Here is a 22,560-nt window from a genome sequence, read left to right as displayed (position 1 = left end):
ATGATGATGTTTTTATATTGCGCTTTTGAATGCCATAACTATTGATCGCGATCAAAAAAATAGAATTGCAGCGTTATTTTTATGCTTTTATTAATAACCACTCTGGCGTATGTGGGTATTGCATATTTTTTGCGTGTTATTTATCATTTCATTAACAATATTGATTTCGGTTTGATTGTATCTTGTTGTTTTTATAAGGTTTAATCGTGTATAGGTGAATTGGTTTTACCATTAATCATTTAACGAATTTTAAATTATTGTGAATGGCTGAATTACAATCGCTAACACCAATGTGTTATTTGTGTTATTGCAGGGATTAAATAGTTTTTTAACTAACGTAATAACTTTAGAAACTAAAAAAATCATTATATTAATATCATGACATCGGCAAATAACGACGAAATAAAAAATCAATCCGATAACGAATTCTTAATTTTTAAAAGTTTGGAGTTTCAATTATGAGCACTAACGAACGTATTCTAAGCCCCTTCACATTACCGAATGGTACTGAACTGAAAAACCGTTTGTTAATGGCCCCGATGACAACCTGTACCGGCTATTTTGACGGCACCGTCACCAGCGAGCTGGTGGAGTACTATCGGGCCCGTTCCGGCAGCATTGGTACCATCATTGTGGAGTGCTGCTTCGTCGACGATCTCGGTCTCGCCTTCCCGGGTGCCATCGGTATTGATAATGACGAGAAAATTGCGGGGCTGGCGAAAATCGCAGAGGCCATTAAGTCCAAAGGGTCTAAGGCGCTGCTGCAGATCTACCACGGCGGCCGCATGGTCGACCCAAAACTGATTGGTGGCCGTACCCCGGTTGGCCCGAGCGCCGTAGCCGCGCCGCGTGAAGGTGCCGCAACGCCGGTTGCGCTGACCGCTGAAGAAGTGGAAGGCATGATCGGCAAGTTTGGTGAAGCCGTGCGCCGCGCCATCCAGGCCGGTTTCGACGGCGTGGAGATCCACGGGGCGAACACCTATCTGATTCAGCAGTTCTACTCACCGAATTCAAACCAGCGCGATGACGAGTGGGGCGGCAGCCGCGATAATCGCGCGAAGTTCCCGCTGGCTGTGCTGGACATTACCCATAAAATGGTGCGCCAGTACGCGGACGACGCGTTTATTATTGGCTACCGCTTCTCCCCTGAAGAGATGGAGGTCCCGGGTATTCGCTTTGACGACACCATGTACCTGCTGGAAAAACTGGCGGCGCGCGGCGTGGACTATCTGCACTTCTCCGTCGGCGCGACCCTGCGTCCTTCCATTGTCGACACCCAGGACCCGACTCCGCTTATCGAAAAATACTGCGCGATGCGTTCTGAAACGCTGGCGCAGGTTCCGGTCATGGGCGTGGGCGGCGTGGTAAATGCTTCAGACGTGAATGAAGCGCTGGACCACGGTTACGACCTGATTGCCGTTGGTCGCGCGACTATCGCTTACCCGGACTGGACCGACCGCATCGCGGCTGGCGAAAGCCTTGAGCTGTTTATGGACAGCAGCAAACGCGAAGAGTTGAGCATTCCGGAACCGCTGTGGCGCTTCTCGCTGGTAGAAGCGATGATCCGCGACATGAGCATGGGCGAATCCAAATTCAAACCGGGTACCTTTGCTGAGAAAGTGCAGGATGACGCTAACGAACTGGTAATTAACGTCAGCCTGGAAACTGACCGCATTGCGGACATCGAGCTGGCCTCCGGCCCGAGTGAAGACGTTGAGTTTGTGACCAGCTTTGAAGAGATCCGTACCCGCATTCTGGATGCCAACACCCCGCACGTGGATGCCATCACCGGCGCAACCAGCCAGAGTGAAGCGGTGAAGAAAGCGGTCTCTAAAGCGATGCTGAAATCCAGCAAAGCGCTGGCCGCGGAAGAGGGCGTTGATCCGAACGAAACCCGCAGCGTGGACGTGGTCGTTGTCGGCAGCGGCGGCGCCGGTTTGGCGGCGGCGATCCAGGCTCACGACGAAGGCGCGAGCGTGCTGATTGTCGAGAAAATGCCGACCATCGGCGGGAACACCATTAAAGCCTCTGCCGGTATGAACGCCGCCGAAACCCGCTTCCAGCGCGTGAAGGGCATTCAGGACAGCAAAGAGCTGTTCTATCAGGAAAGCCTGAAAGGCGGCGGCAACAAGAACAACCCGGAACTGCTGCGTCGCTTTGTCGAGAACGCGCCGCAGGCGATTGAGTGGCTGGCAACGCGCGGCATCATGCTGAACGACATCACCACCACCGGTGGGATGAGCATCGACCGTACTCACCGTCCAAAAGACGGTTCTGCGGTGGGGGGCTACCTGATCAGCGGCCTGGTGCGTAACGTCAACAAACGCAACATCGAGGTGATGCTGGATACCTCCGTCAGCGACATTATCTTCGAGAACGGCGAAGTGACCGGCGTACGTCTGACCACCGAAGAGAACGAAACCGTCACCGTGGCAACCAAAAGCGTGATTGTTGCCACCGGTGGTTTCAGCGCCAACAGCCAGATGGTAGTGAAATACCGTCCGGATCTGGAAGGGTTCGTCACCACCAACCACAAAGGGGCAACCGGCGGCGGCATCGCGCTGCTGGAGCGCATCGGGGCGGGTACCGTGGATATGGGCGAAATCCAAATTCACCCAACCGTCGAGCAGAACACCTCGTACCTGATTTCCGAATCCATTCGCGGCGGCGGGGCGATTCTGGTGAACCAGAAAGGGGAGCGCTTCTACAACGAAATGTCGACCCGCGATAAGGTCTCGGCGTCAATCATCGCGCTGCCGGAGAAATACGCATACATCGTCTTTGACGAGCACGTACGTGCCAAAAACAAAGCCGCGGATGAGTACATCGCGAAAGGTTTCGTGACCAGCGCCAGCTCGCCAAAAGCCCTGGCTGAGGCGCTGGGGATGGATTACCACGCTTTCCTCGCGACGCTGGAACGTTACAACGGTTTCGTTGAGAAACAGCACGATGACGATTTTGGCCGTACCACCGCGCTGCGTGCGCCAATCAACGAAGGGCCGTTCTACGCCATTCAGATTGCGCCGGGCGTGCACCACACCATGGGCGGCGTGACCATCAACACCGAAACCTGCGTGCTGGACAGCAACCACAACGTGCTGCCAGGCGCGTTTGCGGCCGGTGAAGTGGTTGGCGGGATCCACGGCGGTAACCGTATCGGCGGTAACGCAGTGGCAGATATCATTATTTTTGGTACGCTTGCAGGACATCAGGCGGCTATGCGTTCGAAAAAGCAGTAAGACCCCTGTGTTGTAGGCCGGATACGCGCAGCGCGATCCGGCATTTTCCCCGGCGGCGCGGTGCCTGCCGGGGCTACATCTGAGGACTCATGCTATGCCTGATAGCCATCGCGTTTACAGCTACTCCGCCGTTCTGATGGGCTCACCCATTCTCCTGAAACTCTTCTCCCACGATGAAGCCCTCGCGTCCCGCGTGTTTCGCCTGATCAAACAGTATGAAGATCTGCTTACCGTCAACCGCGCGCACTCGCAGGTGATGGACATCAACCATGCCGCTGGCCAGCATCCGGTTACCGTCAGCCGGCCGGTTTTTGAGCTGATCCGCTGTGCAAAAGCGGCAAGCCTGCTCAAGGACAGCGCTTTTAACCTGGCGATAGGTCCGCTGGTGAAGCGCTGGAAAATTGGTTTTCAGGGGGACAGCGTTCCGCCTGCCGATGAAATCGCGTCGCTGCTGGCGATTACCCGTCCTGAGGATGTCCTTCTTGACGAGGCCAGCAGCAGCGTGTTTCTGACCAGAGCGGGGATGGAGATCGATCTGGGGGCTATCGCCAAAGGCTATATCGCCGACAGGGTGCGTGATCACCTTCGTAAAGAGGGCGCAGAGCTGGGGCTGATCAACCTCGGCGGGAACATTCAGACGTTAGGCTCGCCGGAAGCGGGATGGGGCGTGGGGCTGAAAAAACCGTTCGCCGGTGATGCGCTGATCGGCACAATGACCGTAGAGAACCTGTCCGTCGTGACGTCGGGAACCTACGAGCGCTACTTTGAGCAAAACGGCAAACGCTATCACCATATTCTCGACCCGCGCACCGGGTATCCGCTGGACAACGAGCTGGACAGCGTGACGATTATTTCGAAAGACTCCATCGACGGCGATATCTGGACCACGCTGATGTACGGCATGGGGATAGAAAAGGGCTGTGCCGTCCTGCGCGCGCGCCCCAATATTGAAGCAATCTTTGTGACCAAAACAAAAGAAGTGGTGATCTCATCGATGCACCACTTCCGCTTTACCCTGCTGGATAACGACTTCCGCGTTACTGACAGTATTGCTTGAGCAGGCCGGTCTGCTCCGGCTGGAGACGGTAGCGATACACCGGACGACCGGTGGCGCCGTAGTGAATGCTGGTGAAGAGAATGTTGATTTGCGCGAGCCAAATCAGGTATTTACGGCAGGACACGCGGGAGATATTGACGGCGTTTGCCAGGTCATCGGTGGAAAACTCCGTCTCCGGGTGAGCGTCAATCCACTGGCAAATCGTGCGCAGCGTTTGCGGCGTTAACCCCTTCGGCAGCTTTTTACTGTCCGCCAGTTCCGGCGCCCCGCCGTGGATCAGCCGGTCGACGTCGGCCTGCTCATAGTACTGGTGTGAACCCATCAGGTTGTGCTTTGCCTTCCAGCCGTTCAGCGCCTCTTCAAAGCGCGGGAACTGGAACGGCTTGATCAGATAATCCACCACGCCGTAGTGGATGGAGGTCTGGATCGTGGCGGCGTCGGCAGCGGACGAGATCATAATCACATCGATTGGGCGGCCGGATGCGCGGATAACGGGCAGCAGATCCAGCCCGTTATCCTGCTGCATATAGACATCCAGCAGCACCAGATCGACAGGCTGCGCGGGGTTATTAATGATGGCCTCGGCCTGGTTTAGCGTGGAGGCGACGCCGCAGCAGCTAAAACCTTCAACACGGTTGACATACAGACGGTTGAGGTCGGCTACCATGGCGTCATCATCGACAATTAATACATTTATCACGCGATATTCCTCTCGCTATCCCAGGGGATGTGAACAAAAAATTGGGTAAATACGCCTGGCTCAGACTCGACGCTGATATCGCCGCCGAGGTTCTGAATTTGCTGGCGAGCAAGGAACAGCCCAACGCCACGGTTTTCACCTTTTGTTGAGAAGCCCTTTGTAAAAATAGCCTCCAGCTGCGCGGGATCAATGCCGGGGCCATCGTCGCTGACTTCGCAGCTGAGCCAGCCATTCTGATAATGCAGCAGCAGGCCGATCTCACCTTCCTGCTGTCCTTCCATCGCGTCGAGCGCGTTTTCAATGAGGTTACCCAGCGCAGTGATCAGCACCGCGACCTGCTCTTCACTCGCGGTATCCGGTATCTGGCATTCATCCGCCAGCGTCAGGGTGACGCCCGCTTCTTTCGCCCGGTTGATTTTACCCAGCAGGAACCCGGCGATAACCGGGGATTTTACCTTGCTCTGTATCGTACCGATATCCGTCTGGTAATTTTGTGCCGTCTGAATGATGTACTCTTCCAGCTTGTCGTAGCGCTTCATGTGCAGCAGGCCCAGGATCACATGCAGTTTATTCATAAACTCGTGGGTATGGCTGCGCAGGGCGTCGACGTAGTTGACCATGCCATCAATACGCTGCATAAGCTGGCTGATTTCCGTTTTATCACGGAAGGTGGTGATGGCGCCGATCACCCGATCCTGACTCTTAACGGGCACCATATTGCACAGCAACAGACGCCCGTTACAGCTGATCTCCTGATCCTGGCGCGCAACGCCCGTCTTTGAGACTTCACGCAGGCTGGCCAGCAGGGGCGCGCTGGCGTTTTCGGTCTGCTTGTCGGAGGGGAGGAGCAATATTTCTCTGGCGGTCTGGTTGATCATCGTCACGCGCCCGTGAATATCGACGGCCAGCACCCCCTCGCGAAGCGACTGCAGCATCGCCTGGCGCTGCTCAAACAAGGCGGAAATTTCGTAAGGTTCGAGTCCAAACAGGATGCGTTTCAGGACCCGCACCAGACCCCAAATCGCCATCGAACTCATAAAAATACTGAATAAAATGGTCCAGACGGCGTTTAGCCGCCCGCGGGCAATCTGCTCTTCAACCTTATTCAGGGAGATACCGACCGCCACCACGCCGATCTGCTCGTGCTGGCCGTCGTAGACGGGCGTGAAAACGCGCAGCGCTTCGGCGAGCGCGCCCCGGTTAACCGATACGTTCTCTTTGCCTTCCAGCGCGGGGGTTAAATCATCACCGATGAAATGCAGCCCCAGCAGCGCCTCGTTCGGGTGTGAATAGCGGATCCCGCGCATATCGGTGACCACGGTGAACAGCAGATCGTTTCGTTTCGTCACCGCCTGGGCGATGGGCTGAATAATATTCTCCTGCGGTGCCTGCATCAGGCCGCGCTGTATCTCGGGGCTGTCGGCGAGGGTGCGGGCAATGCCGAGCGCGGTGTCTTTAACATCATCGCGGGTCGCCCGGGTGATTTGTACGGAGTAGAGCGCAAAGACCACCAGCAGCACAGAGGCAATAATCGCGCCCACCATCAGCGTGACCAGGGTGTTCAGCTTCATGGGGCGCTTGCGCGTCGGAAGGAAAGGCTGCAAATCGCTCATCAACACTCCGCGATGATTAAGAAAGGGGTAATTATCGCTGATGACGGGCTTTTCTTAAAGCCATGTAAAGGCGTGGATTTGGTCCTCTTTTCGTGACCCTCCTCGCAGGTCATCTATATAAAACACTTTATAGTGTGTGGGTACTCATAATAAGGAGGCTGTTTATGAGCATTATGCTTACCGGTTCGGTCAAGGAAAGACGGCACGCCAGCACGATGAATATTGATAGATTGTCCACGCTGGACATGCTGAAAGTCATTCACCAGGATGATGCACTCATTTCTGCTGCTATTATCCCCTGTTTAGATACTATTGCCCGCGTGGTGGATAACGCCGCCGCAACGCTAAGCCATGGCGGTCGCCTGGTCATCGTTGGCGCGGGGCCGTCGGGGCGTGTTGCGAAACAGGTTGCCGATGAATATGCGCCGGGCAAAAGCCCTGTGATGGCCGTTACGGCGCAAGAAGGGGAAGGGAGCTACGAGCGCGGCGTTGCCGATCTGCAGGCCATCAAATTTGGCGAACACGATATGATGCTGGCCGTGACCGTCAGCGGAAAAACGCCGTGGGTCTGGGGGGCAATGCGTCACGCGTGGTCGCTGGGTTCACCGGTCGCCATTATTACCGGTGATGCGCAAAGTGAAGCCGCACAGCTGGCAAGCATGGTTATCGCGCCGGAACTGGGGGCCGACGTCGTCGCAGGCTACATCAACACCAAAGCGGGGATTGCGCAGAAAATGATCCTCTCAATGATCGCCACCGGGCTGGCCGTCCGAACCGGACGGGTTTTCAGCAACCTGCGCGTGGATCTTGAAGCAGGCACGACCAAATGGGCTGAACGGCAAATCGCCATTGTGATGGAAGCGGGGGGATGCAGCCGGGCGGAGGCAAAAGCCGCGCTGGAGAGCTGTAACCATAACTGTAAAACGGCGGTATTAATGGTGCTGACAGGGCTGGATGCGTGGAAAGCCCATGAGCTGCTGGCGCAGAATAACGGGTTTATCCGCGTGGCGCTGCAGGAAGCGCCATAATATACACCGTGAAGACGTAAAAAAGGCCGCAATTGCGGCCTTTGGTATTTTGGAGATTAGAACTGGTAGGTCATGCCGATGCCAACGATATCATCGGTGGAAATACCGTATGCGTCATACAGCGCTTCGTCCTGATCCAGCATGTTGATCTTGTAATCAACATAGGTGGAGAAGTTTTTGTTGAAGCTGTAGGTCATGCCCAGGTCGACGTAGTTAACCAGATCCTGATCGAATCCTTTACCGTCCAGGTCTTTACCTTTTGAGTAGACCCATGCCAGGGAAGGGCGCAGACCGAAGTCGAACTGGTACTGAGCAACCGCTTCAAAGTTCTGAGTCTGGTTGGCGATACCAAAGTTGCCGATTGGCGTCATGTTGCGGGTTTCCGCATACATCATCGCCAGGTAGACGCTGTGAGCATCGTATTTCGCGCCCACGGTCCAGGCTTCAGCTTTATCACCAGCTGCATAGCCGATGCCTTCCGCGGCTTTGCCATAAGCAACCTGCTCGTTAGTACGATCGGAAGACGAGTACGCCGCACCCAGGCTCAGGCCGGAGAGATCGCCAGAGAAGTCATAGGTGGTAGACATACCGAAACCGTCGCCATTCTGGAAACGAACATCGTTATGACCGTTTTTAGTGCCTTCCTGCACATCAATATAATTGCCGAATTGATCTTCGTGCGGACCGCCTTCGTTATTACTCTGATACTGCAGCGCGAAATTCAGACCCTCAACCAGACCGAAGAAATCCTGGTTACGATACGTTGCCAGACCGTTAGCACGGCCGTTCATGAAGTTATCGGTCCAGGTGTAAGAGTCACCGCCAAATACAGGCAGCATATCGGTCCAGGCTTCTACGTCGTACACGACGCCGTAATTACGGCCATAATCAAATGAACCGTATTCGCCATATTTCAGGCCAGCGTATGCCAGACGGTTAAATGATTTGTCACCCGCGCCTTCGGTATCGTTAGCGTAGGTTTTGTATTCCCACTGGCCGTAACCGATCAGGTCGTTAGCGATCTGGGTTTCGCCTTTGAAACCAATCTGCACATAGGTTTCGTCGCCGTCGTCGCCAGCGTTGTCAGAGAAGGTGTGACGCGCATCGACTTTGCCGTACAGGTCAACTTTGTTGCCGTTTTTGTTGTACATCTCAGCCGCATTTGCTGCGCCTGCCATTAATAACGCGGGTACCAGAATTGCCAGAACTTTTCTTTTCATTATATATTCCCTTAAAAGATAATTTATATGAATATATGTAATCACGCTCCGTAATTACAGGCTCGATACTATTCCAGGAGATGTCATTTAGTTTCAAAAATAAATGTAATTAAATTCGATGAAATATTGCTAAATATTTCTATTGATCTCTTTATTTTTCTAGTGAATTAATTCATTGAATTTATATGATGTAATTATTATTAAGTATTTCGCAATTCTATTTTTTAATTGGTTTGATTCGGCTGTGTTATAATTCACGCTCTTTTAAACAACAGGATATGACGATGGAACTTGCCCAGTGGCAGCACAGATTTGAGCGCTGGCTCGAGGAAAACCACAGCACCGACGATACCGCACATGATATTTCGCATTTCCGTCGGGTCTGGATGACGGCGCAAAAAATCATGGTTAATGAAACGGTGGAGCCGCTGGTGATCCTGACCGCATGCTATTTCCACGATATTGTCAGCCTGCCGAAAAACCATCCCGAACGCAGCCGGTCGTCACAGCTGGCGGCGCGCAAGACGGGTGATATTTTGCGCCGCGACTTCCCGGACTTTCCGCCAGAGCACGCAACCGCCGTCGCGCACGCGATTGAAGCGCACAGCTTCAGCGCCGGGATTGCGCCGCAGAGCATGGAGGCCAAAATCGTGCAGGACGCAGACCGACTGGAAGCGTTAGGCGCTATCGGCCTGGCGCGCGTCTTTGCCGTCTCGGGCGCGCTGGGCGTGCCGCTTTTTAATGCCGACGATCCCTTTGCCGATGCGCGTACCCTTGACGACCGTGCGTTTGCCCTCGACCATTTTCAGACCAAGCTGCTGCGATTGCCTGATACAATGCAAACGGAAATGGGCCGCGAGATGGCACGTCACAATGCCGATTTCCTGATCCAGTTTATGGCGAAACTCAGTGCCGAATTACGCGGCGACTGCATCGGGCTGGATAGCCAGGTGTTGAACCGCTTCCGTCGCAGTTTGCGCAACTGAACTGTGGTAATCTGTTTCCAGTCTTTATTCTCCGGTTAAAAGAATGCAGGAAAATCGATCAGTGACAGAGCCCGCGCCTGAGCAGGCTGAGAAATCAACGGCAACGGTGCAGGCGTTACTGCGCCAGCTGTTGGATATCTATGATGCTAAAACGCTGGCCAATCTGCTGGTGGCGCACGGCGAGAGCCACTGGAGCCCGGCGATCCTTAAACGTCTGCTGACCAGCGAGCGCGCAGGGCGTCGCCTGAGTGAAGGCGAGTTTCGTTATCTGCAAAACCTGCTTCCGCGTCCTTCTGCCGCGCACCCGAACTATGCCTTCCGTTTTATCGATCTGTTTGCCGGTATCGGCGGCATCCGACACGGTTTTGAAGCTATCGGCGGACAGTGCGTGTTTACCAGTGAGTGGAACAAACATGCCGTAAGGACCTACAAGGCCAACTGGTACTGCGATCCGCACGAGCATCATTTCAACGCGGATATCCGCGATGTGACCCTGAGCCATAAAAGCGGCGTAACGGATGAACACGCCGCCGAGCACATTCGCCAGACGATCCCGGCGCATGACGTGCTCCTCGCAGGCTTCCCGTGTCAGCCCTTCTCGCTGGCCGGTGTCTCCAAAAAGAATGCCCTCGGACGCGCCCACGGTTTTGCCTGCGATACCCAGGGAACGCTGTTTTTTGATGTGGCGCGCATCATCGATGCCTGCCGTCCAGCCATCTTTGTGCTGGAAAACGTCAAAAATCTAAAGAGCCACGACGGTGGAAAAACCTTCCGCATTATCATGCAAACCCTGGATGAATTGGGTTATGACGTGGCCGATTCACAGGACATGGGCGCGGACGATCCCAAAATCATTGATGGGAAACATTTCCTGCCCCAGCATCGTGAACGTATCGTGCTGGTAGGTTTCCGCCGCGATCTCAATCTCAAGGGGAATTTCACCCTTCGGGATATCCCGTCTCTGTATCCCGAGCGGCGTCCAACCGTGGCCGACCTGCTGGAACCTGTCGTTGACGCGAAATTTATCCTGACCCCGGTGCTGTGGAAATACCTCTACCGCTACGCCAAGAAACATCAGGCGAAGGGCAACGGCTTCGGTTTTGGGATGGTAAACCCCAACGATCCCCACAGCGTGACCCGCACGCTGTCTGCTCGCTACTACAAAGACGGCGCGGAAATCCTGATCGACAGGGGCTGGGACAAGGCGCTGGGTGAAACAGATTTCGACGATCCGCATAATCAACGTCACCGTCCGCGACGCTTAACGCCGCGGGAATGCGCCCGGCTGATGGGATTTGAGACCCCGCAGGGCTACCGCTTCCGCATTCCGGTTTCGGATACCCAGGCGTACCGCCAGTTCGGTAATTCGGTGGTGGTTCCCGCGTTCACGGCGGTGGCCAAACTGCTGGCCTCGCGCATCAGACAGGCGGTGGCACTCCGTCAGGGCGAGGCCGTCAATGACGGATGTTCACGATAAGGCGACGCGCAGCAAAAACATGCGTGCCATCGGCACGCGTGACACCGCCATCGAAAAGCGCCTGGCCGGGCTGCTGGCGCAGGCGGGCTTTGATTTCCGCGTGCAGGATCCCGCGCTTGCGGGCCGGCCGGATTTCGTCATCGACGCCTGGCAATGCATCATCTTTACCCACGGCTGTTTCTGGCATCACCACGACTGCTACCTGTTTAAAGTCCCCGCAACGCGCACCGATTTCTGGCTGGATAAAATTGGCAAGAACGTCGAGCGCGACAGTCGGGACCTGAGCGCGCTGATTGTGCAGGGCTGGCGGGTGATGATCGTCTGGGAGTGCGCGCTGAGAGGCAGATTAAAACTGAACGATGCCGATCTGACCGAACGGCTGGAAGAGTGGATCTGCGGCGGCGGCCAGACCGCGCAGATCGACACGCAGGGAATTCACCAGCTTACGGTTTCTCCACCCCGCAAGGCGTGACCACCGGTTTGGCGGGCAGTAAATATTTGCCCAGGGTGACCAGCACGACGGCAAAAACAATCACTCCTAATGCCAGCCATTCAACGGAAGAGAGCGTTTCTCCCCCCAATCCCGTTCCGAGCAACACGGCCACGACCGGATTGACGTAGGCATAGCTGGTGGCGACAGCCGGGGAGACGTTGCGGATCAGGAACATGTAGGCGTTAATAGCGATGATGGAGCCAAACAGCGCCAGGTAGCCTACCGCCAGAAAGCCCGACAATGGCGGCAGGGTCGTCAGCTTTTCTCCCGTCAGCGTGGAGGCGAGCAGCAGCACGATTCCGGCGGCAAGCATCTCAATCGCCCCAGCCATCATGCCGGCTGGCAGTTCGATACGCGAACCGTAGACGGAACCAAACGCCCAGCTCATCGAGCCAATCAGGATGATGACGGCACCCCACGGATTCCCGCTCAGGTTGCCGCCGCTGTTCAGCAGAATAATACCGGCAAGGCCAATGCCAATCCCCAGCCATTCCAGCTTGCGGGTTCGGATACCGAAAAGACGACTAAAGCAGAGGGTAAACAGCGGTACGGTGGCAACGACCACGGCGGCGATCCCGGACGGTACGTTCTGGTGCTCGGCAATCGTGACAAACCCATTTCCCACCGCCAGCAGCAGCAGGCCGATGAGGGCGGCATTCAGCATCGGGCGCAGCGGGGGAAGCTTGTGCCCGCGCAGCAGCAGGAAGGCCAGCAGCAGCACGCCAGCCGACAGGAAGCGGATGCCCGCCATCATCAGTGGCGGCCAGCTTTCCACGCCGATGCGAATGACAAAGTAGGTTGAACCCCAGATGATGTACAGCGAAAAGAGTGCCCCAATGAGCGGTAGCAATTGCCGGAAACGCATAATCCCTCACGACGAAATAAAAAGGTCGCTGATAGTAAACGCGAAAACTATCGTGCTGGCGAGCCCTTTAATTGTGTAGCTGATGTGAATTTTTTGTTGACGTGAGGTGCCTGTTTCCGGGTTTGCGCTTTTGCTCCATACTATTCACCTAATTACCAAAAAATGAAGGATTAAGATTTTGGCAGGAAGTAGCTTATTAACATTGCTGGATGATATTGCGACCTTACTGGATGACATTTCAGTGATGGGTAAACTGGCGGCGAAAAAAACCGCAGGTGTGCTGGGAGATGATTTATCGCTTAACGCCCAGCAGGTGAGTGGGGTAAGGGCTAACCGTGAACTGCCGGTGGTGTGGGGGGTAGCAAAAGGCTCCTTCCTGAATAAGGTGATTCTGGTGCCGCTGGCGCTGCTGATCAGCGCGTTTATTCCCTGGGCCATCACGCCATTGCTGATGATTGGCGGGGCATTTCTCTGCTTCGAGGGCGTGGAGAAGGTTCTGCACTCCTTCAGCGCGCGCAAGGAGAGCGATACGCCGGAGATGCGCCAGCAGCGTCTGGAAGCGCTGGCCGCGCAGGACCCGAAAACCTTCGAGCGCGATAAGGTCAAAGGCGCCATTCGAACCGACTTTATCCTGTCCGCGGAGATTGTCGCCATTACGCTGGGGATCGTGTCTGACGCGCCGCTCCTGAATCAGGTTCTGATCCTCTCCGGCATCGCCATTCTGGTCACCGTCGGCGTCTACGGCCTGGTGGGACTGATCGTGAAGCTGGATGATATCGGCTACTGGCTGGAGGAGAAATCGAGCGCGGTGGCAAGAGGCATCGGCAAAAGCCTGCTGGTGCTGGCCCCGTGGCTGATGAAGAGTTTGTCGGTGGTGGGCACGCTGGCGATGTTCCTCGTGGGCGGCGGGATCGTGGTTCACGGTATCGCTCCGCTGCACCATGCAATCGAACATTTCTCCTCGGCGCAGGGGGCCGTTGTCGCGGCGATTCTGCCGACGCTGCTGAATCTGGTGCTGGGCTTTATCATTGGCGCTATCGTGGTCGCGGCGGTGAAGCTGGTTGAAAAAATACGCGGCACGTCGCACTAATTGTTACCCGCTGTGGGATGCAAAAAGACCGTTCCTCGTCTAAATTGAAACAGTTTCACCCTGATACAGGAGGCAGGTATGGTCTTTTTGGTCAGTGATGAAGTTAAGCCTAAGAAGGGCGGCCCACGTATGATTGTCACCGGGTATTCCAGCGGAATGGTGGAATGTCGGTGGCACGATGGCTATAGCATCAAGCGGGAAGCATTTCGTGAAGATGAGCTTCAGCCGGGGGACGGGCAGCACAAGCGGGACAAGGCTTAATCACATAACGCCCGGCTTTGCCGGGCGTTTTTATCTCAAGTACCGGGTGTAAGGCAGTCATCATGGAGTGTGTGTGCAGCGCGATACCTTTGTTGTAAGACGATCATTTTTGCAATGGCTGCATAAGCGTAGCAATCCGGGGTTGATTGTTAATCTCTGTTTTCTGGTCGTTCTGGTGTTTTCCACTCTCCTGACCTGGCGTGAGGTGGTGGTCCTCGAAGAGGCGTATATCTCCAGCCAGCGTAACCATCTGGATACGGTGGCCAGTTCGCTGGACAGGCAGCTGCAGAACAGCGTGGACAGGATGCTGTTGTTCCGTCAGGGCATGCGTGATGCGATCCAGACGCCGCTGGCCTTTGATGTATTACAGAATGCGGTGTCACGCTTTAACACCCTCCGCATGCTCCCCACCTGGCAGCTTGCCGTTGATAAAAAACGTACCCTCCCCATTAACGGCGTTTCGGATGCGTTCGTCGACAAAACCACGCTACTGAATCGTGACGCTGAGCGTCTCAGCCACGAAATTTCCGCCGCGCTCGAAGTGGGGTATCTGCTCAGGCTGGCGTCGTCGAGAGCGCAAACGGAAGCGCGCGTGATCTACGTGTCCCGCGCCGGATTTTTCATTTCCACGGATACGCCGGACCAGGCGGGGGATATTACCTCCCGCTATTACCATCTGGTCACGCAGTCCTGGTTTACCCAGCAGTCAGAACGGAACAATCGCGCGCGCGCGGTGCGCTGGTTTATCTCTACCCCTTCATCCTGGACCAATGATGAACGTACGATCACCGCCAGCGTTCCCATCTATTTCGATCATTACTGGTATGGCGTCGTGGCGATGGATTTTACGCTGAGCACGATGCAGCGTCTGCTGGCCGATGCGACGGAAGACCGAACGGAAGGGGAGTATCAGCTGTACGATACCCGGCTCAATATGATTGCCACCTCAGTCCACGCGGAAAACGCGGTTAACCATTTTGACGAACGCGAAACGGCGCAGATTGCGCAGGCGATTGAGCACGCGACCGGCGGCGGGATCCGCCTCGGAAGCCGGTTTGTTAGCTGGGAGCGGCTCGATCACTTCGACGGCGTTGTCCTGCGGATCCACACCCTGCACGAAGGGGTACAGGACGATTTCGGCAGCATCAGCATCGTGCTGGCGCTGCTGTGGGCGCTCTTTACCGCCATGCTATTGATTTCGTGGCTGGTGATCCGTCGGATGGTGAGCAACATGTACACGCTTCAGCACTCGCTCCAGTGGCAGGCCTGGCATGACCCGCTTACCCGGCTGAATAACCGCGGCGCGCTGTTCGACCGCGCAAAATTGCTGGCGGAAACCTGTCGCCAGCAGTCGCTGCCGTTCTCGGTGATTCAGATCGATCTCGACCATTTTAAAAACATCAACGACCGTTTCGGCCATCAGGCCGGTGATAAAGTCCTCTCCCACACGGCGGGGCTGATTGCCAGCGCGCTACGCAAGAATGACGTGGCAGGGCGCGTAGGCGGGGAAGAGTTTTGCGTTGTCCTGCCGGGGATCGGTCTGGAGGAGGCGAGAAGCGTCGCGGATCGCATTCGCTGCCGGATCGACAGCAAGGAGATTCTGGTGAAGAAGAGCACGACTCTGCGCATCAGCGCGTCGCTGGGGGTCAGCAGCGCGGATGAAGCGGGTAACTACGAGTTTGAACAGCTGCAGTCCGTGGCGGACGCCCGGCTGTACCAGGCCAAACAGTGCGGCCGTAACCGGGTCGTCTGGCGGGATTAGGACAGGAAGTGATCCAGCCCCTCCTGCCAGCCCGCGGGGCCTGTTTGCCGGGTGTGATAAACCCGGGCGGGGTTATCATCCCGTAGCGTGATGCCCTGGCGGTTAATGCCCTTAATCACCACCGCGAAGTCAACGCTGTCGAGCAGCGGCGCATCGTTAGGGCCGTCGCCGAGCCCCAGCGTGGTGGGTTCGATCTCTTCCTGCTCGCGGTATTGCGCAATCAGCCAGTTAACCGCAACGTCCTTGCCACAGCGGGCGTCCAGAATATGCCAGAAGCGCGCCCCCTGCAGACATTTCAGGCCGCTGTGCGCCAGCTCCTCTTCAAACTGGACCATTTTCTCGTCGGTATCGCGCCAGATGAGCGTGACGGAGGCTTCATGCTTGCGGGCAAGCGCCGAACGGTAGCGCGTCAGTCCGGTCCACTCGCTGATGACATGCTCATCCACGTCGTCAAAGGTGGTGAATTTAAAGCCCGTCTGCAGGCGAATTTGCTCGATCCGCGGGCGAATATCCCGGTGCGTCATCCCCCTGATCTGGCGCTGAACCTTCTCCCAACGCACGTCGGGCTGAATCACCGCGCCGTTCTCGGCAATAAAAGGCAAGCCTTCCAGCCCCAGTTCCTGCTGGATATCCAGCATCTCTGCCGCGGTCTTGCTGCTGCAGAGAATGACCGGGATCTGGTTATCCAGCAGCCTGTCCAGCCAGGGCATGGCGGGTTGCCACTCATAGGTATGAATATCCAGCAGCGAGCCGTCCAGGTCCGAAAAAATCAGCAATGTGTCCCGCAGTGAAGGCATAGTGACTCCTGGTAACGGCTTCGTCTCTTTCTAAGAAAAATCCTAAAAAATAGCCGAATTGTTAACAGGAGAAATGAGAGTATTCCCTGGCAAACCCGCATTCGGCGTGTGTTAATGCTCATAACAAAAAGCATTATGTTAAAAATATTATATTCATCATAAGAATATATGCTTGTCAGACAAATTCGTTGGGGATAGTGTGGCATGTACATCAGATTTCCTGGTGTAACGAATTTTCAAGTGCTTCTTGCATAAGCAAGTTTTGATCCCGGTCATCCCCATGACCGGGATTTTTTTCGCCCTACCGATTGGCTTCAGACACGCTAAAGTCGTGAATATCAAGCTCGAAGGCCTCGGCCAGCTCACGATAGGTGTGATAATCCCTTCCGTTGACAATGACGCGGTCCGAATTGTCGTCCGTCCTACGGACTTCCGACTCACTGATCTCATTGATGGCGGCCAGCAGGGCATCGACATCCACCTCAACCTCGCGCTTGATGGTGTCGCTGTACTCTTTATCGGTCTTCATTACGGGGTTCCTCATTCAACCGTGTCCAACGGTAAGTATAGACTGTGCATAAAAACGCCATTCACACCGGGCGGCGATGTGCGTTTTTGCGTTTTGTTCTACACTGGCTCAAAACCAGAGGAGGAATGTATGAAGGTCAACGATCGGGTAACGGTTAAAACGGACGGTGGGCCGCGCCGCCCGGGTGTGGTGCTGGCAATTGAAGAGTTTAGCGAAGGCACAATGTATCTGGTATCACTCGAAGACTACCCGCTCGGCATCTGGTTTTTTAACGAACTGGGGCATCCGGACGGCATTTTTGTAGAGAAAGCAGATTAGCACGGCGTCGGGTAGCACAGCGTGTGCCCGACAACCTCACAGAAGCAAAAATCTCTGGCCAGGCCAGAGATCAAAGGTAGGGTGCACAGGTCTTAAGCGACTAACGCATGTTGACGAAAATCCCGTTCGTCACATTATCGGTCAGGCGTACCACGTGGTAGATCACTTGCTTATTATGCGTTTTAATTTTCCTTTTAATATTTCCTTTGTGTGACGAAACGGTTTTCGCTTTAATATTCATCTGGTCCGAGATCTGAATAGTTCCTTGTCCCGCCATCCACATTCGCAGCATACTTGATTCAGTCCTGCTTAATGATAGGGTGGGTAAGTTAACCGCTCCTACATTCTTAACTTCTTTATTCAAATAATCACCCAGAATGTCATCCAGCGACTCGGGTTTAATCGATTTAGAACTAATCAATAAATTTTTACGGACCAACAAATACTCATCGAAATGGATATTCGCGATCGCCATAAAAACAATAAACAGGGTTTTTGGATGCTGATTAATGATTTGCTTAATGTGCTGACTGTTGGCTGGATCGTGAATGAAACAGTCCTCATTAATAAACACCACGCCTGGTTTTAGTTCGTCACAAGCGGCTGCGAGTTCGTCAACGGTGTGTGCATCGTTGATGTCTCTCTTTCTTACCCCTCTGCTTGCCAGGTACCCGGTTAACCCTAGCCGGGTGTAGCTGCATAAATCCATAATGATCGTTGACATGGCATACCCTCACTCAATGCGTAACGATAATTCACCATCTGCCTGAGAGCTCAAAACAGCCATACGGGATGGAAAAAAATAATAAACCTGTGAGCATGACAAAGACTTTCAGGCGGACTCACTATCCCGTAAAGTTACGTATAATTTGCCAGGAATCTTCTTAAAGTAAAGTAAATATTAAGTATTGTGAGATGGTTAGAAACAATTAAACCGCGTCAGATATATCCTGGAAGATGTTTTTCACGTTTTATTTTAGGAATATCCTCAGAAAGACAATAGCAACAGTGCGGGCTATTATTTACGTGGCAACTCACTGACAATATCCGCTAACAGGTTGAATATCTCGCCGAATAAATGTTCACAGAAGGGAGCGATAAGTGGCATCAGCAATGACATTAATAAAATTCCCACCGTCAGCGTCAGCGGAAAACCGATGACAAACACCGAAAGCTGCGGTGCCATTCGGTTGAGTAAACCTAATGCCAGGTTGACGGTCAGCAGCAGGGTGATGATCGGCAGCGCCAGCATCAGCCCGTTCAGGAATATCAGCCCCGCAGCGCGAGTGAGCGCCAGAAAGGCGTTGCTGTTTACCGGATTTTCACCAATCGGCAGCGTATGGAACGTATCCACCAGCATGGAGATAAGCCACAGATGGCCGTTCAACGACAGGAACAGCAGCATGGCGAGCAGATCGATAATGCGCGCCAGCACGGGCATGTTGAGATGACTGCCGGGATCAACAAACGTGGCGAACGATAGCCCCATCTGCAGGCCGATCAGTTCCCCTGCGGTGCGCACCGCGGCAAAGGCGAGCTGCATGGTAAAGCCGACGGCGACGCCAATCATCACCTGCTGCAGAGCCACCCACACCGCGTTCGCCGAGAAGATCGGAATATCCACGGGGGGGAGAGAGGGCGCAACGATAATGGAGATGATAATGCCCAGCCCCACCTTCACGCGCTTGGGTATCGATTTCTCACTGAGAATGGGGGCAGTGGATATCAGCGCCATGATGCGCAGCATCGGCCAGAAATAGACGCCGAGCCACTGAACCCACTGGTCGCTGGTGAAGTGCAGCATCGTCAGGTCAGCCGATGATGTACGGCAGATTGGTAAACAGGTTGCGCATATAGTCCAGCAACAGGTTCAGCATCCACGGCCCGGCGACGATAATCGCCACGAACACGGCGATGATTTTCGGGATGAACGACAGCGTCATTTCGTTAATCTGCGTGGCGGCCTGCAGGATACTGATAATCAGACCGGTAACCAGCGCGACAAGCAGCAGCGGCGCGGCAACGGCAATCGCGATTTTCATCGCTTCCGTGCCCATCATCATGACCGATTCGGGTGTCATTACCGTTCCTTAACTGTAGAAACTCTGCGCCAAAGAACTGACCAGCAGCTGCCAGCCGTCGACCAGAACAAAGAGCATGATCTTAAAGGGCAGGGCAATGGTCGCGGGCGGCACCATCATCATCCCGAGCGCCATCAGGACGCTGGCGATCACCAGGTCGATAATCAGGAACGGAATAAAGATGGTAAAGCCAATCTGGAACGCGGTTTTCAGCTCGCTGGTGACATAGGCTGGCAGAAGAATACGCATTGGCACTGATTCCGGTCCCTGCAGCTCGCCGGTGTTGGACAGGCGGGCAAAGAGGGCCAGGTCGGCTTCGCGCGTCTGGCGCAGCATAAATTCTCGCAGCGGCTGAGCGCCTTTATCCAGCGCCTCCTGCATGGAGATTTTGTCTTCGCTGAACGGCTGGTAGGCGTCGGTATAAATCTTATCAATAACCGGCGACATAATGAAAAAAGTCAAAAACAGCGACAGCCCAAGCAGAACCTGGTTTGGCGGTGCGGAAGGGGTTCCCAGCGCGTTTCGCAGCAGACCAAAGACGATGATAATGCGGGTGAAGCTGGTCATCATCAGCAGTATGGCCGGAATAAACGTCAGCGAGGTGATGAAAACCAGCGTCTGGACCGGAAGGGACCAGCTTTGTCCGCCGCCCGCGAGAGGGGTTGAGACCAGACCGGGCAGTTGGGCATAAACCGCGGGAGCGAACAGGCCAACGCCCGCAAGCGTCAGGGATAACAAACGGCGCATCAGGATCTCCCGGAACGCTTAAGCAAACTCTTCATGACGGACTGAAAATCCGCGGGGGCGTCTGCGCGCTCGTCCACCACTACAGGGGCGGGCGGCAGCTTATGTAATACGCTGATGTTTGAGGCCGTGACGCCCAGGACCAGGCGCGCATCGTCCACCTCGACGATGACCACGCGTTCGCGTGGTCCCAGCGTGGTGCTGGCGCTGACCTTCAGGCCGTGGGCACCGGCGGTTTTACCCGCCAGGCCAAAGCGCTTCGCCAGCCAGGCGGCGATAAGGATAAAGGCAATAATACCGAACAATGCCCCGCTCACCTGGAGCAGAGGCGAGCCGGGAACGGCAGAAGGCTGTGATATTGTTGCCTGGGTTTTCATGCTTAACGGCTCAGACGACGCATACGTTCAGACGGGGTAATGATGTCGGTGATACGTACGCCGTATTTATCGGCAACCACCACCACTTCACCCTGGGCAATCAGATAGCCGTTGATCAGAATATCCAGCGGCTCGCCGGCCAGACCGTCAAGGGCCACCACGGAACCCTGCGTCAGGCGCAGCAGCTCTTTAATGGTCATACGGGTGCGTCCCAGCTCAACGGTCAGCTTAACCGGGATATCCATAATCAGGTCAATGTCCTGCAGCGTGCCGCTGACATCACCGCCGCCGAGCTGCTGGAATACGGCATCCGCAGCACTTTTGGCCGGGGGTGCTTTTTGCTCGTTTAACGCGTCAGCCCACAGATCGTCCAGTGCTCCGCTGTTTTCATCGGACGGATTGTTCATGTCACTCATTTGGGCTGTTCCTCATTCAGCGAATTCAAAATCGGGTTGATCAAGTGCTCAACGCGTAACGCATACTGACCGTTAATCGTGCCGTACTGGCTTGTCAGCACGGGGACACCATCCACATGGGCAATAATGCGGTCGGGTTTTTCTATCGGCAAAACATCGCCGGGTTGTAATTTCAGGATCTGAGATAACCGCAGCGGGATATCGGCGAAGCTCGCCACCAGCTCAAGCTGCGAGTGCTGGACCTGGCGGACCAGGTTTTCACGCCAGTTCTGGTCTTCGTTGCGGGAGTTCTCCAGCGGCGGGTTAACCAGCAGCTCGCGCAGCGGTTCGATCATGCTGAACGGCAGGCAGATGTTGAACTCGCCGGTCAGGTTACCGATCTCCACGTGGAACGGGGTGTTAACGACGATATCGTTCGGGGAGGTGGTGATATTGGTAAATTTCACCTGCATCTCAGAACGGACGTACTCCACTTCAAGCGGGTTAATCGCTTTCCACGCGTCGCTGTAAGACTCCAGCGCCAGCTTCAGCATGCGGTTAATGACGCGCTGTTCGGTGTGGGTGAATTCACGACCTTCTACTTTGGTCGGGAAACGCCCGTCGCCGCCGAACAGGTTATCCACCGCGATGAACACCAGGCTTGGCGAAAACACCACCAGACCGGTGCCGCGCAGCGGCTTCAGATGAATCAGGTTAAGGTTGGTTGGCACCGGCAGGTTGCGGGCAAACTCATGATACGGCTGAATGCGGATTGCACCGACCGTGATATCCGGGCTACGACGCAGCAGGTTAAACAGCCCCATACGGAACTGACGTGCAAAACGTTCGTTAATGATCTCCAGCGCCTGCAGACGTTCACGTACCACGCGACGCTGGGTATTGGGATCGTAAGGACGAATATTATCGTCGCCGGTGAGACCCGGTTGCGGGTCGTCACTCTTATCGCTGTCGCCGTTGAGCAGCGCATCGATTTCTGCCTGAGAAAGAATACTGTCGCCCATGTCGTTACCGCAGAATGAATGCTGTATACAGAACGTCAGTGACTTCCTGCTTAGGTTGGCCGTTTACCAGCGGGGTCGCCAGCGTTTGTTTAATGGCGTCGACCAGCTTTTGCTTACCCACATCGGTGGCCAGCGCCGAAGCGTCCTGACGAGAGAACAGCAGCAGAAGTCGGCTGCGCACTTCTGGAAGGTAATCGTTCAGACGAGAACGGGTGGCTTCATCTTTCAGGCGCAGCGTAATGCCAACATAAAGCACGCGATCCGCATCACCCAGGTTGACGGTGAAGGTATCCAGCGGGAAGAAGACTGGAGCCGGCGGAGGTGGCGCTTCAGCTTTGGCTGCAGCGGTGGTAGGTTCCTGCTGCATACGCCAGTAACTATAGCCCGCGGTAGCGCAGGCGGCGAGCGTGATCAACACCAGCAGCGGGATCCAGATGGAACGCTTACTTTTTTTGGTGATAGCGGAGTCAGTCATCTGATACGAGCTTCCTGTTTCGGTACAGCTT

Annotated in this window: 23 protein-coding genes and 1 pseudogene; 10 read left to right on the top strand and 14 right to left on the bottom strand. The window is 55.0% G+C overall.

Annotated features, from left to right (window positions below):
* Positions 1–458 precede the first annotated feature (458 nt).
* Both GVO84_RS14285 and GVO84_RS14280 read left to right on the top strand, forming a co-directional pair.
* Positions 459–3,239, top strand: coding sequence for a flavocytochrome c (locus GVO84_RS14285; protein WP_159514471.1), 2,781 nt, complete (start codon positions 459–461; stop codon positions 3,237–3,239).
* A gap of 94 nt (positions 3,240–3,333) precedes the next feature.
* Positions 3,334–4,296 carry an FAD:protein FMN transferase gene (locus GVO84_RS14280; protein ID WP_159514470.1) on the top strand — a complete coding sequence of 321 codons (963 nt, stop codon included), beginning with the start codon at positions 3,334–3,336 and terminating at the stop codon, positions 4,294–4,296.
* Here GVO84_RS14280 and dcuR read toward each other — a convergent pair.
* Both dcuR and GVO84_RS14270 read right to left on the bottom strand, forming a co-directional pair.
* Positions 4,277–4,996 carry a two-component system response regulator DcuR gene (dcuR, locus tag GVO84_RS14275; RefSeq protein ID WP_159514469.1) on the bottom strand — a complete coding sequence of 240 codons (720 nt, stop codon included), beginning with the start codon at positions 4,994–4,996 and terminating at the stop codon, positions 4,277–4,279. The two genes, GVO84_RS14280 and dcuR, sit on opposite strands and share 20 nt — an antisense overlap.
* The gene (locus GVO84_RS14270; RefSeq protein WP_159514468.1) at positions 4,993–6,609 is read right to left on the bottom strand and encodes a sensor histidine kinase; all 1,617 of its coding nucleotides are present in this window, start codon (positions 6,607–6,609) and stop codon (positions 4,993–4,995) included. The genes dcuR and GVO84_RS14270 overlap by 4 nt, the downstream gene beginning before the upstream one ends.
* A gap of 164 nt (positions 6,610–6,773) precedes the next feature.
* Between GVO84_RS14270 and GVO84_RS14265 the strand changes: the two genes are divergently transcribed.
* On the top strand, positions 6,774–7,637 hold the full coding sequence (locus GVO84_RS14265; RefSeq protein WP_159514467.1) for an N-acetylmuramic acid 6-phosphate etherase: 864 nt from the start codon (positions 6,774–6,776) through the stop codon (positions 7,635–7,637).
* A 56-nt stretch (positions 7,638–7,693) separates the two neighbouring features.
* Here GVO84_RS14265 and ompC read toward each other — a convergent pair whose 3' ends face one another.
* The gene (gene ompC / locus GVO84_RS14260) at positions 7,694–8,857 is read right to left on the bottom strand and encodes a porin OmpC (protein WP_159514466.1); all 1,164 of its coding nucleotides are present in this window, start codon (positions 8,855–8,857) and stop codon (positions 7,694–7,696) included.
* Between the two features lie 284 nt (positions 8,858–9,141).
* Between ompC and GVO84_RS14255 the strand changes: the two genes are divergently transcribed.
* From GVO84_RS14255 to GVO84_RS14245, 3 genes are all read left to right on the top strand, one after another.
* Positions 9,142–9,843: a phosphohydrolase gene (locus GVO84_RS14255; protein ID WP_159514465.1), complete on the top strand. Its 702-nt coding sequence runs from the start codon at positions 9,142–9,144 to the stop codon at positions 9,841–9,843.
* Positions 9,844–9,904: 61 nt separating this feature from the next.
* A complete protein-coding gene (locus tag GVO84_RS14250) occupies positions 9,905–11,320 on the top strand; it encodes a DNA cytosine methyltransferase (RefSeq protein WP_159514464.1) in 1,416 nt (471 codons plus the stop codon).
* Positions 11,301–11,792 carry a very short patch repair endonuclease gene (locus GVO84_RS14245; RefSeq protein WP_159514463.1) on the top strand — a complete coding sequence of 164 codons (492 nt, stop codon included), beginning with the start codon at positions 11,301–11,303 and terminating at the stop codon, positions 11,790–11,792. The genes GVO84_RS14250 and GVO84_RS14245 overlap by 20 nt, the downstream gene beginning before the upstream one ends.
* On the opposite strand, the gene yedA is transcribed toward GVO84_RS14245, so the two are convergent.
* Positions 11,764–12,678: a drug/metabolite exporter YedA gene (yedA, locus tag GVO84_RS14240; RefSeq protein WP_159514462.1), complete on the bottom strand. Its 915-nt coding sequence runs from the start codon at positions 12,676–12,678 to the stop codon at positions 11,764–11,766. The two genes, GVO84_RS14245 and yedA, sit on opposite strands and share 29 nt — an antisense overlap.
* A 178-nt stretch (positions 12,679–12,856) precedes the next feature.
* Here yedA and GVO84_RS14235 point away from each other — a divergent pair, with 178 nt between their 5' ends.
* From GVO84_RS14235 to dgcQ, 3 genes are all read left to right on the top strand, one after another.
* Positions 12,857–13,768: a DUF808 domain-containing protein gene (locus GVO84_RS14235; RefSeq protein WP_148242020.1), complete on the top strand. Its 912-nt coding sequence runs from the start codon at positions 12,857–12,859 to the stop codon at positions 13,766–13,768.
* A 78-nt stretch (positions 13,769–13,846) separates the two neighbouring features.
* On the top strand, positions 13,847–14,029 hold the full coding sequence (locus GVO84_RS14230; protein WP_008500307.1) for a YodC family protein: 183 nt from the start codon (positions 13,847–13,849) through the stop codon (positions 14,027–14,029).
* A gap of 73 nt (positions 14,030–14,102) precedes the next feature.
* Positions 14,103–15,791: a cellulose biosynthesis regulator diguanylate cyclase DgcQ gene (gene dgcQ, locus GVO84_RS14225; protein ID WP_121424292.1), complete on the top strand. Its 1,689-nt coding sequence runs from the start codon at positions 14,103–14,105 to the stop codon at positions 15,789–15,791.
* On the opposite strand, the gene GVO84_RS14220 is transcribed toward dgcQ, so the two are convergent.
* Both GVO84_RS14220 and yodD read right to left on the bottom strand, forming a co-directional pair.
* The gene (locus GVO84_RS14220) at positions 15,788–16,588 is read right to left on the bottom strand and encodes a mannosyl-3-phosphoglycerate phosphatase-related protein (RefSeq protein ID WP_159514461.1); all 801 of its coding nucleotides are present in this window, start codon (positions 16,586–16,588) and stop codon (positions 15,788–15,790) included. The two genes, dgcQ and GVO84_RS14220, sit on opposite strands and share 4 nt — an antisense overlap.
* 301 nt (positions 16,589–16,889) lie before the next feature.
* Positions 16,890–17,117, bottom strand: coding sequence for a YodD family peroxide/acid resistance protein (yodD, locus tag GVO84_RS14215; protein ID WP_013097742.1), 228 nt, complete (start codon positions 17,115–17,117; stop codon positions 16,890–16,892).
* Positions 17,118–17,246: 129 nt separating this feature from the next.
* Between yodD and dsrB the strand changes: the two genes are divergently transcribed.
* Positions 17,247–17,435 carry a protein DsrB gene (gene dsrB / locus GVO84_RS14210; protein ID WP_008500312.1) on the top strand — a complete coding sequence of 63 codons (189 nt, stop codon included), beginning with the start codon at positions 17,247–17,249 and terminating at the stop codon, positions 17,433–17,435.
* A gap of 100 nt (positions 17,436–17,535) precedes the next feature.
* On the opposite strand, the gene rcsA is transcribed toward dsrB, so the two are convergent.
* From rcsA to fliL, 8 genes and pseudogenes are all read right to left on the bottom strand, one after another.
* Positions 17,536–18,159, bottom strand: a complete 624-nt coding sequence (gene rcsA / locus GVO84_RS14205; RefSeq protein ID WP_008500313.1) for a transcriptional regulator RcsA — start codon at positions 18,157–18,159, stop codon at positions 17,536–17,538.
* Between the two features lie 287 nt (positions 18,160–18,446).
* Positions 18,447–19,239: pseudogene (fliR, locus tag GVO84_RS14200) on the bottom strand (flagellar biosynthetic protein FliR); the annotation flags it as partial.
* A 7-nt stretch (positions 19,240–19,246) separates the two neighbouring features.
* Positions 19,247–19,516 carry a flagellar biosynthesis protein FliQ gene (fliQ, locus tag GVO84_RS14195; protein WP_008500315.1) on the bottom strand — a complete coding sequence of 90 codons (270 nt, stop codon included), beginning with the start codon at positions 19,514–19,516 and terminating at the stop codon, positions 19,247–19,249.
* A gap of 9 nt (positions 19,517–19,525) precedes the next feature.
* On the bottom strand, positions 19,526–20,263 hold the full coding sequence (gene fliP, locus GVO84_RS14190) for a flagellar type III secretion system pore protein FliP (protein WP_159514460.1): 738 nt from the start codon (positions 20,261–20,263) through the stop codon (positions 19,526–19,528).
* Complete coding sequence (gene fliO, locus GVO84_RS14185; RefSeq protein WP_159514459.1) at positions 20,263–20,637, bottom strand: flagellar biosynthetic protein FliO; 375 nt, start codon at positions 20,635–20,637, stop codon at positions 20,263–20,265. Before fliO ends, fliP begins: the two co-directional genes overlap by 1 nt.
* Before the next feature lie 2 nt (positions 20,638–20,639).
* Complete coding sequence (gene fliN, locus GVO84_RS14180) at positions 20,640–21,053, bottom strand: flagellar motor switch protein FliN (RefSeq protein WP_023312308.1); 414 nt, start codon at positions 21,051–21,053, stop codon at positions 20,640–20,642.
* The gene (fliM, locus tag GVO84_RS14175) at positions 21,050–22,054 is read right to left on the bottom strand and encodes a flagellar motor switch protein FliM (RefSeq protein ID WP_121424283.1); all 1,005 of its coding nucleotides are present in this window, start codon (positions 22,052–22,054) and stop codon (positions 21,050–21,052) included. The genes fliN and fliM overlap by 4 nt, the downstream gene beginning before the upstream one ends.
* A gap of 4 nt (positions 22,055–22,058) precedes the next feature.
* Entirely contained in the window at positions 22,059–22,529 is a 471-nt protein-coding gene (fliL, locus tag GVO84_RS14170; protein ID WP_023312306.1) for a flagellar basal body-associated protein FliL, read from the bottom strand.
* Positions 22,530–22,560: the final 31 nt, after the last annotated feature.

This window comes from Enterobacter sp. SM3 (assembly GCF_009811935.2).
In the GTDB taxonomy this organism is placed as follows: domain Bacteria; phylum Pseudomonadota; class Gammaproteobacteria; order Enterobacterales; family Enterobacteriaceae; genus Enterobacter; species Enterobacter asburiae_D.
This window is presented reverse-complemented; position numbering and strand designations above follow the sequence as displayed.

What these genes read in the sequence shown, in the direction of transcription:
- GVO84_RS14285 (WP_159514471.1), top strand. Translation starts at nt 459, where the DNA reads ATGAGCACTAACGAACGTATTCTAAGCCCCTTCACATTACCGAATGGT.
- GVO84_RS14280 (WP_159514470.1), top strand. Translation starts at nt 3,334, where the DNA reads ATGCCTGATAGCCATCGCGTTTACAGCTACTCCGCCGTTCTGATGGGC.
- GVO84_RS14270 (WP_159514468.1), bottom strand. Translation starts at nt 6,609, where the DNA reads ATGAGCGATTTGCAGCCTTTCCTTCCGACGCGCAAGCGCCCCATGAAG.
- GVO84_RS14265 (WP_159514467.1), top strand. Translation starts at nt 6,774, where the DNA reads ATGAGCATTATGCTTACCGGTTCGGTCAAGGAAAGACGGCACGCCAGC.
- ompC (WP_159514466.1), bottom strand. Translation starts at nt 8,857, where the DNA reads ATGAAAAGAAAAGTTCTGGCAATTCTGGTACCCGCGTTATTAATGGCA.
- GVO84_RS14255 (WP_159514465.1), top strand. Translation starts at nt 9,142, where the DNA reads ATGGAACTTGCCCAGTGGCAGCACAGATTTGAGCGCTGGCTCGAGGAA.
- GVO84_RS14245 (WP_159514463.1), top strand. Translation starts at nt 11,301, where the DNA reads ATGACGGATGTTCACGATAAGGCGACGCGCAGCAAAAACATGCGTGCC.
- yedA (WP_159514462.1), bottom strand. Translation starts at nt 12,678, where the DNA reads ATGCGTTTCCGGCAATTGCTACCGCTCATTGGGGCACTCTTTTCGCTG.
- GVO84_RS14230 (WP_008500307.1), top strand. Translation starts at nt 13,847, where the DNA reads ATGGTCTTTTTGGTCAGTGATGAAGTTAAGCCTAAGAAGGGCGGCCCA.
- GVO84_RS14220 (WP_159514461.1), bottom strand. Translation starts at nt 16,588, where the DNA reads ATGCCTTCACTGCGGGACACATTGCTGATTTTTTCGGACCTGGACGGC.
- yodD (WP_013097742.1), bottom strand. Translation starts at nt 17,117, where the DNA reads ATGAAGACCGATAAAGAGTACAGCGACACCATCAAGCGCGAGGTTGAG.
- dsrB (WP_008500312.1), top strand. Translation starts at nt 17,247, where the DNA reads ATGAAGGTCAACGATCGGGTAACGGTTAAAACGGACGGTGGGCCGCGC.
- rcsA (WP_008500313.1), bottom strand. Translation starts at nt 18,159, where the DNA reads ATGTCAACGATCATTATGGATTTATGCAGCTACACCCGGCTAGGGTTA.
- fliQ (WP_008500315.1), bottom strand. Translation starts at nt 19,516, where the DNA reads ATGACACCCGAATCGGTCATGATGATGGGCACGGAAGCGATGAAAATC.
- fliP (WP_159514460.1), bottom strand. Translation starts at nt 20,263, where the DNA reads ATGCGCCGTTTGTTATCCCTGACGCTTGCGGGCGTTGGCCTGTTCGCT.
- fliO (WP_159514459.1), bottom strand. Translation starts at nt 20,637, where the DNA reads ATGAAAACCCAGGCAACAATATCACAGCCTTCTGCCGTTCCCGGCTCG.
- fliN (WP_023312308.1), bottom strand. Translation starts at nt 21,053, where the DNA reads ATGAGTGACATGAACAATCCGTCCGATGAAAACAGCGGAGCACTGGAC.
- fliM (WP_121424283.1), bottom strand. Translation starts at nt 22,054, where the DNA reads ATGGGCGACAGTATTCTTTCTCAGGCAGAAATCGATGCGCTGCTCAAC.
- fliL (WP_023312306.1), bottom strand. Translation starts at nt 22,529, where the DNA reads ATGACTGACTCCGCTATCACCAAAAAAAGTAAGCGTTCCATCTGGATC.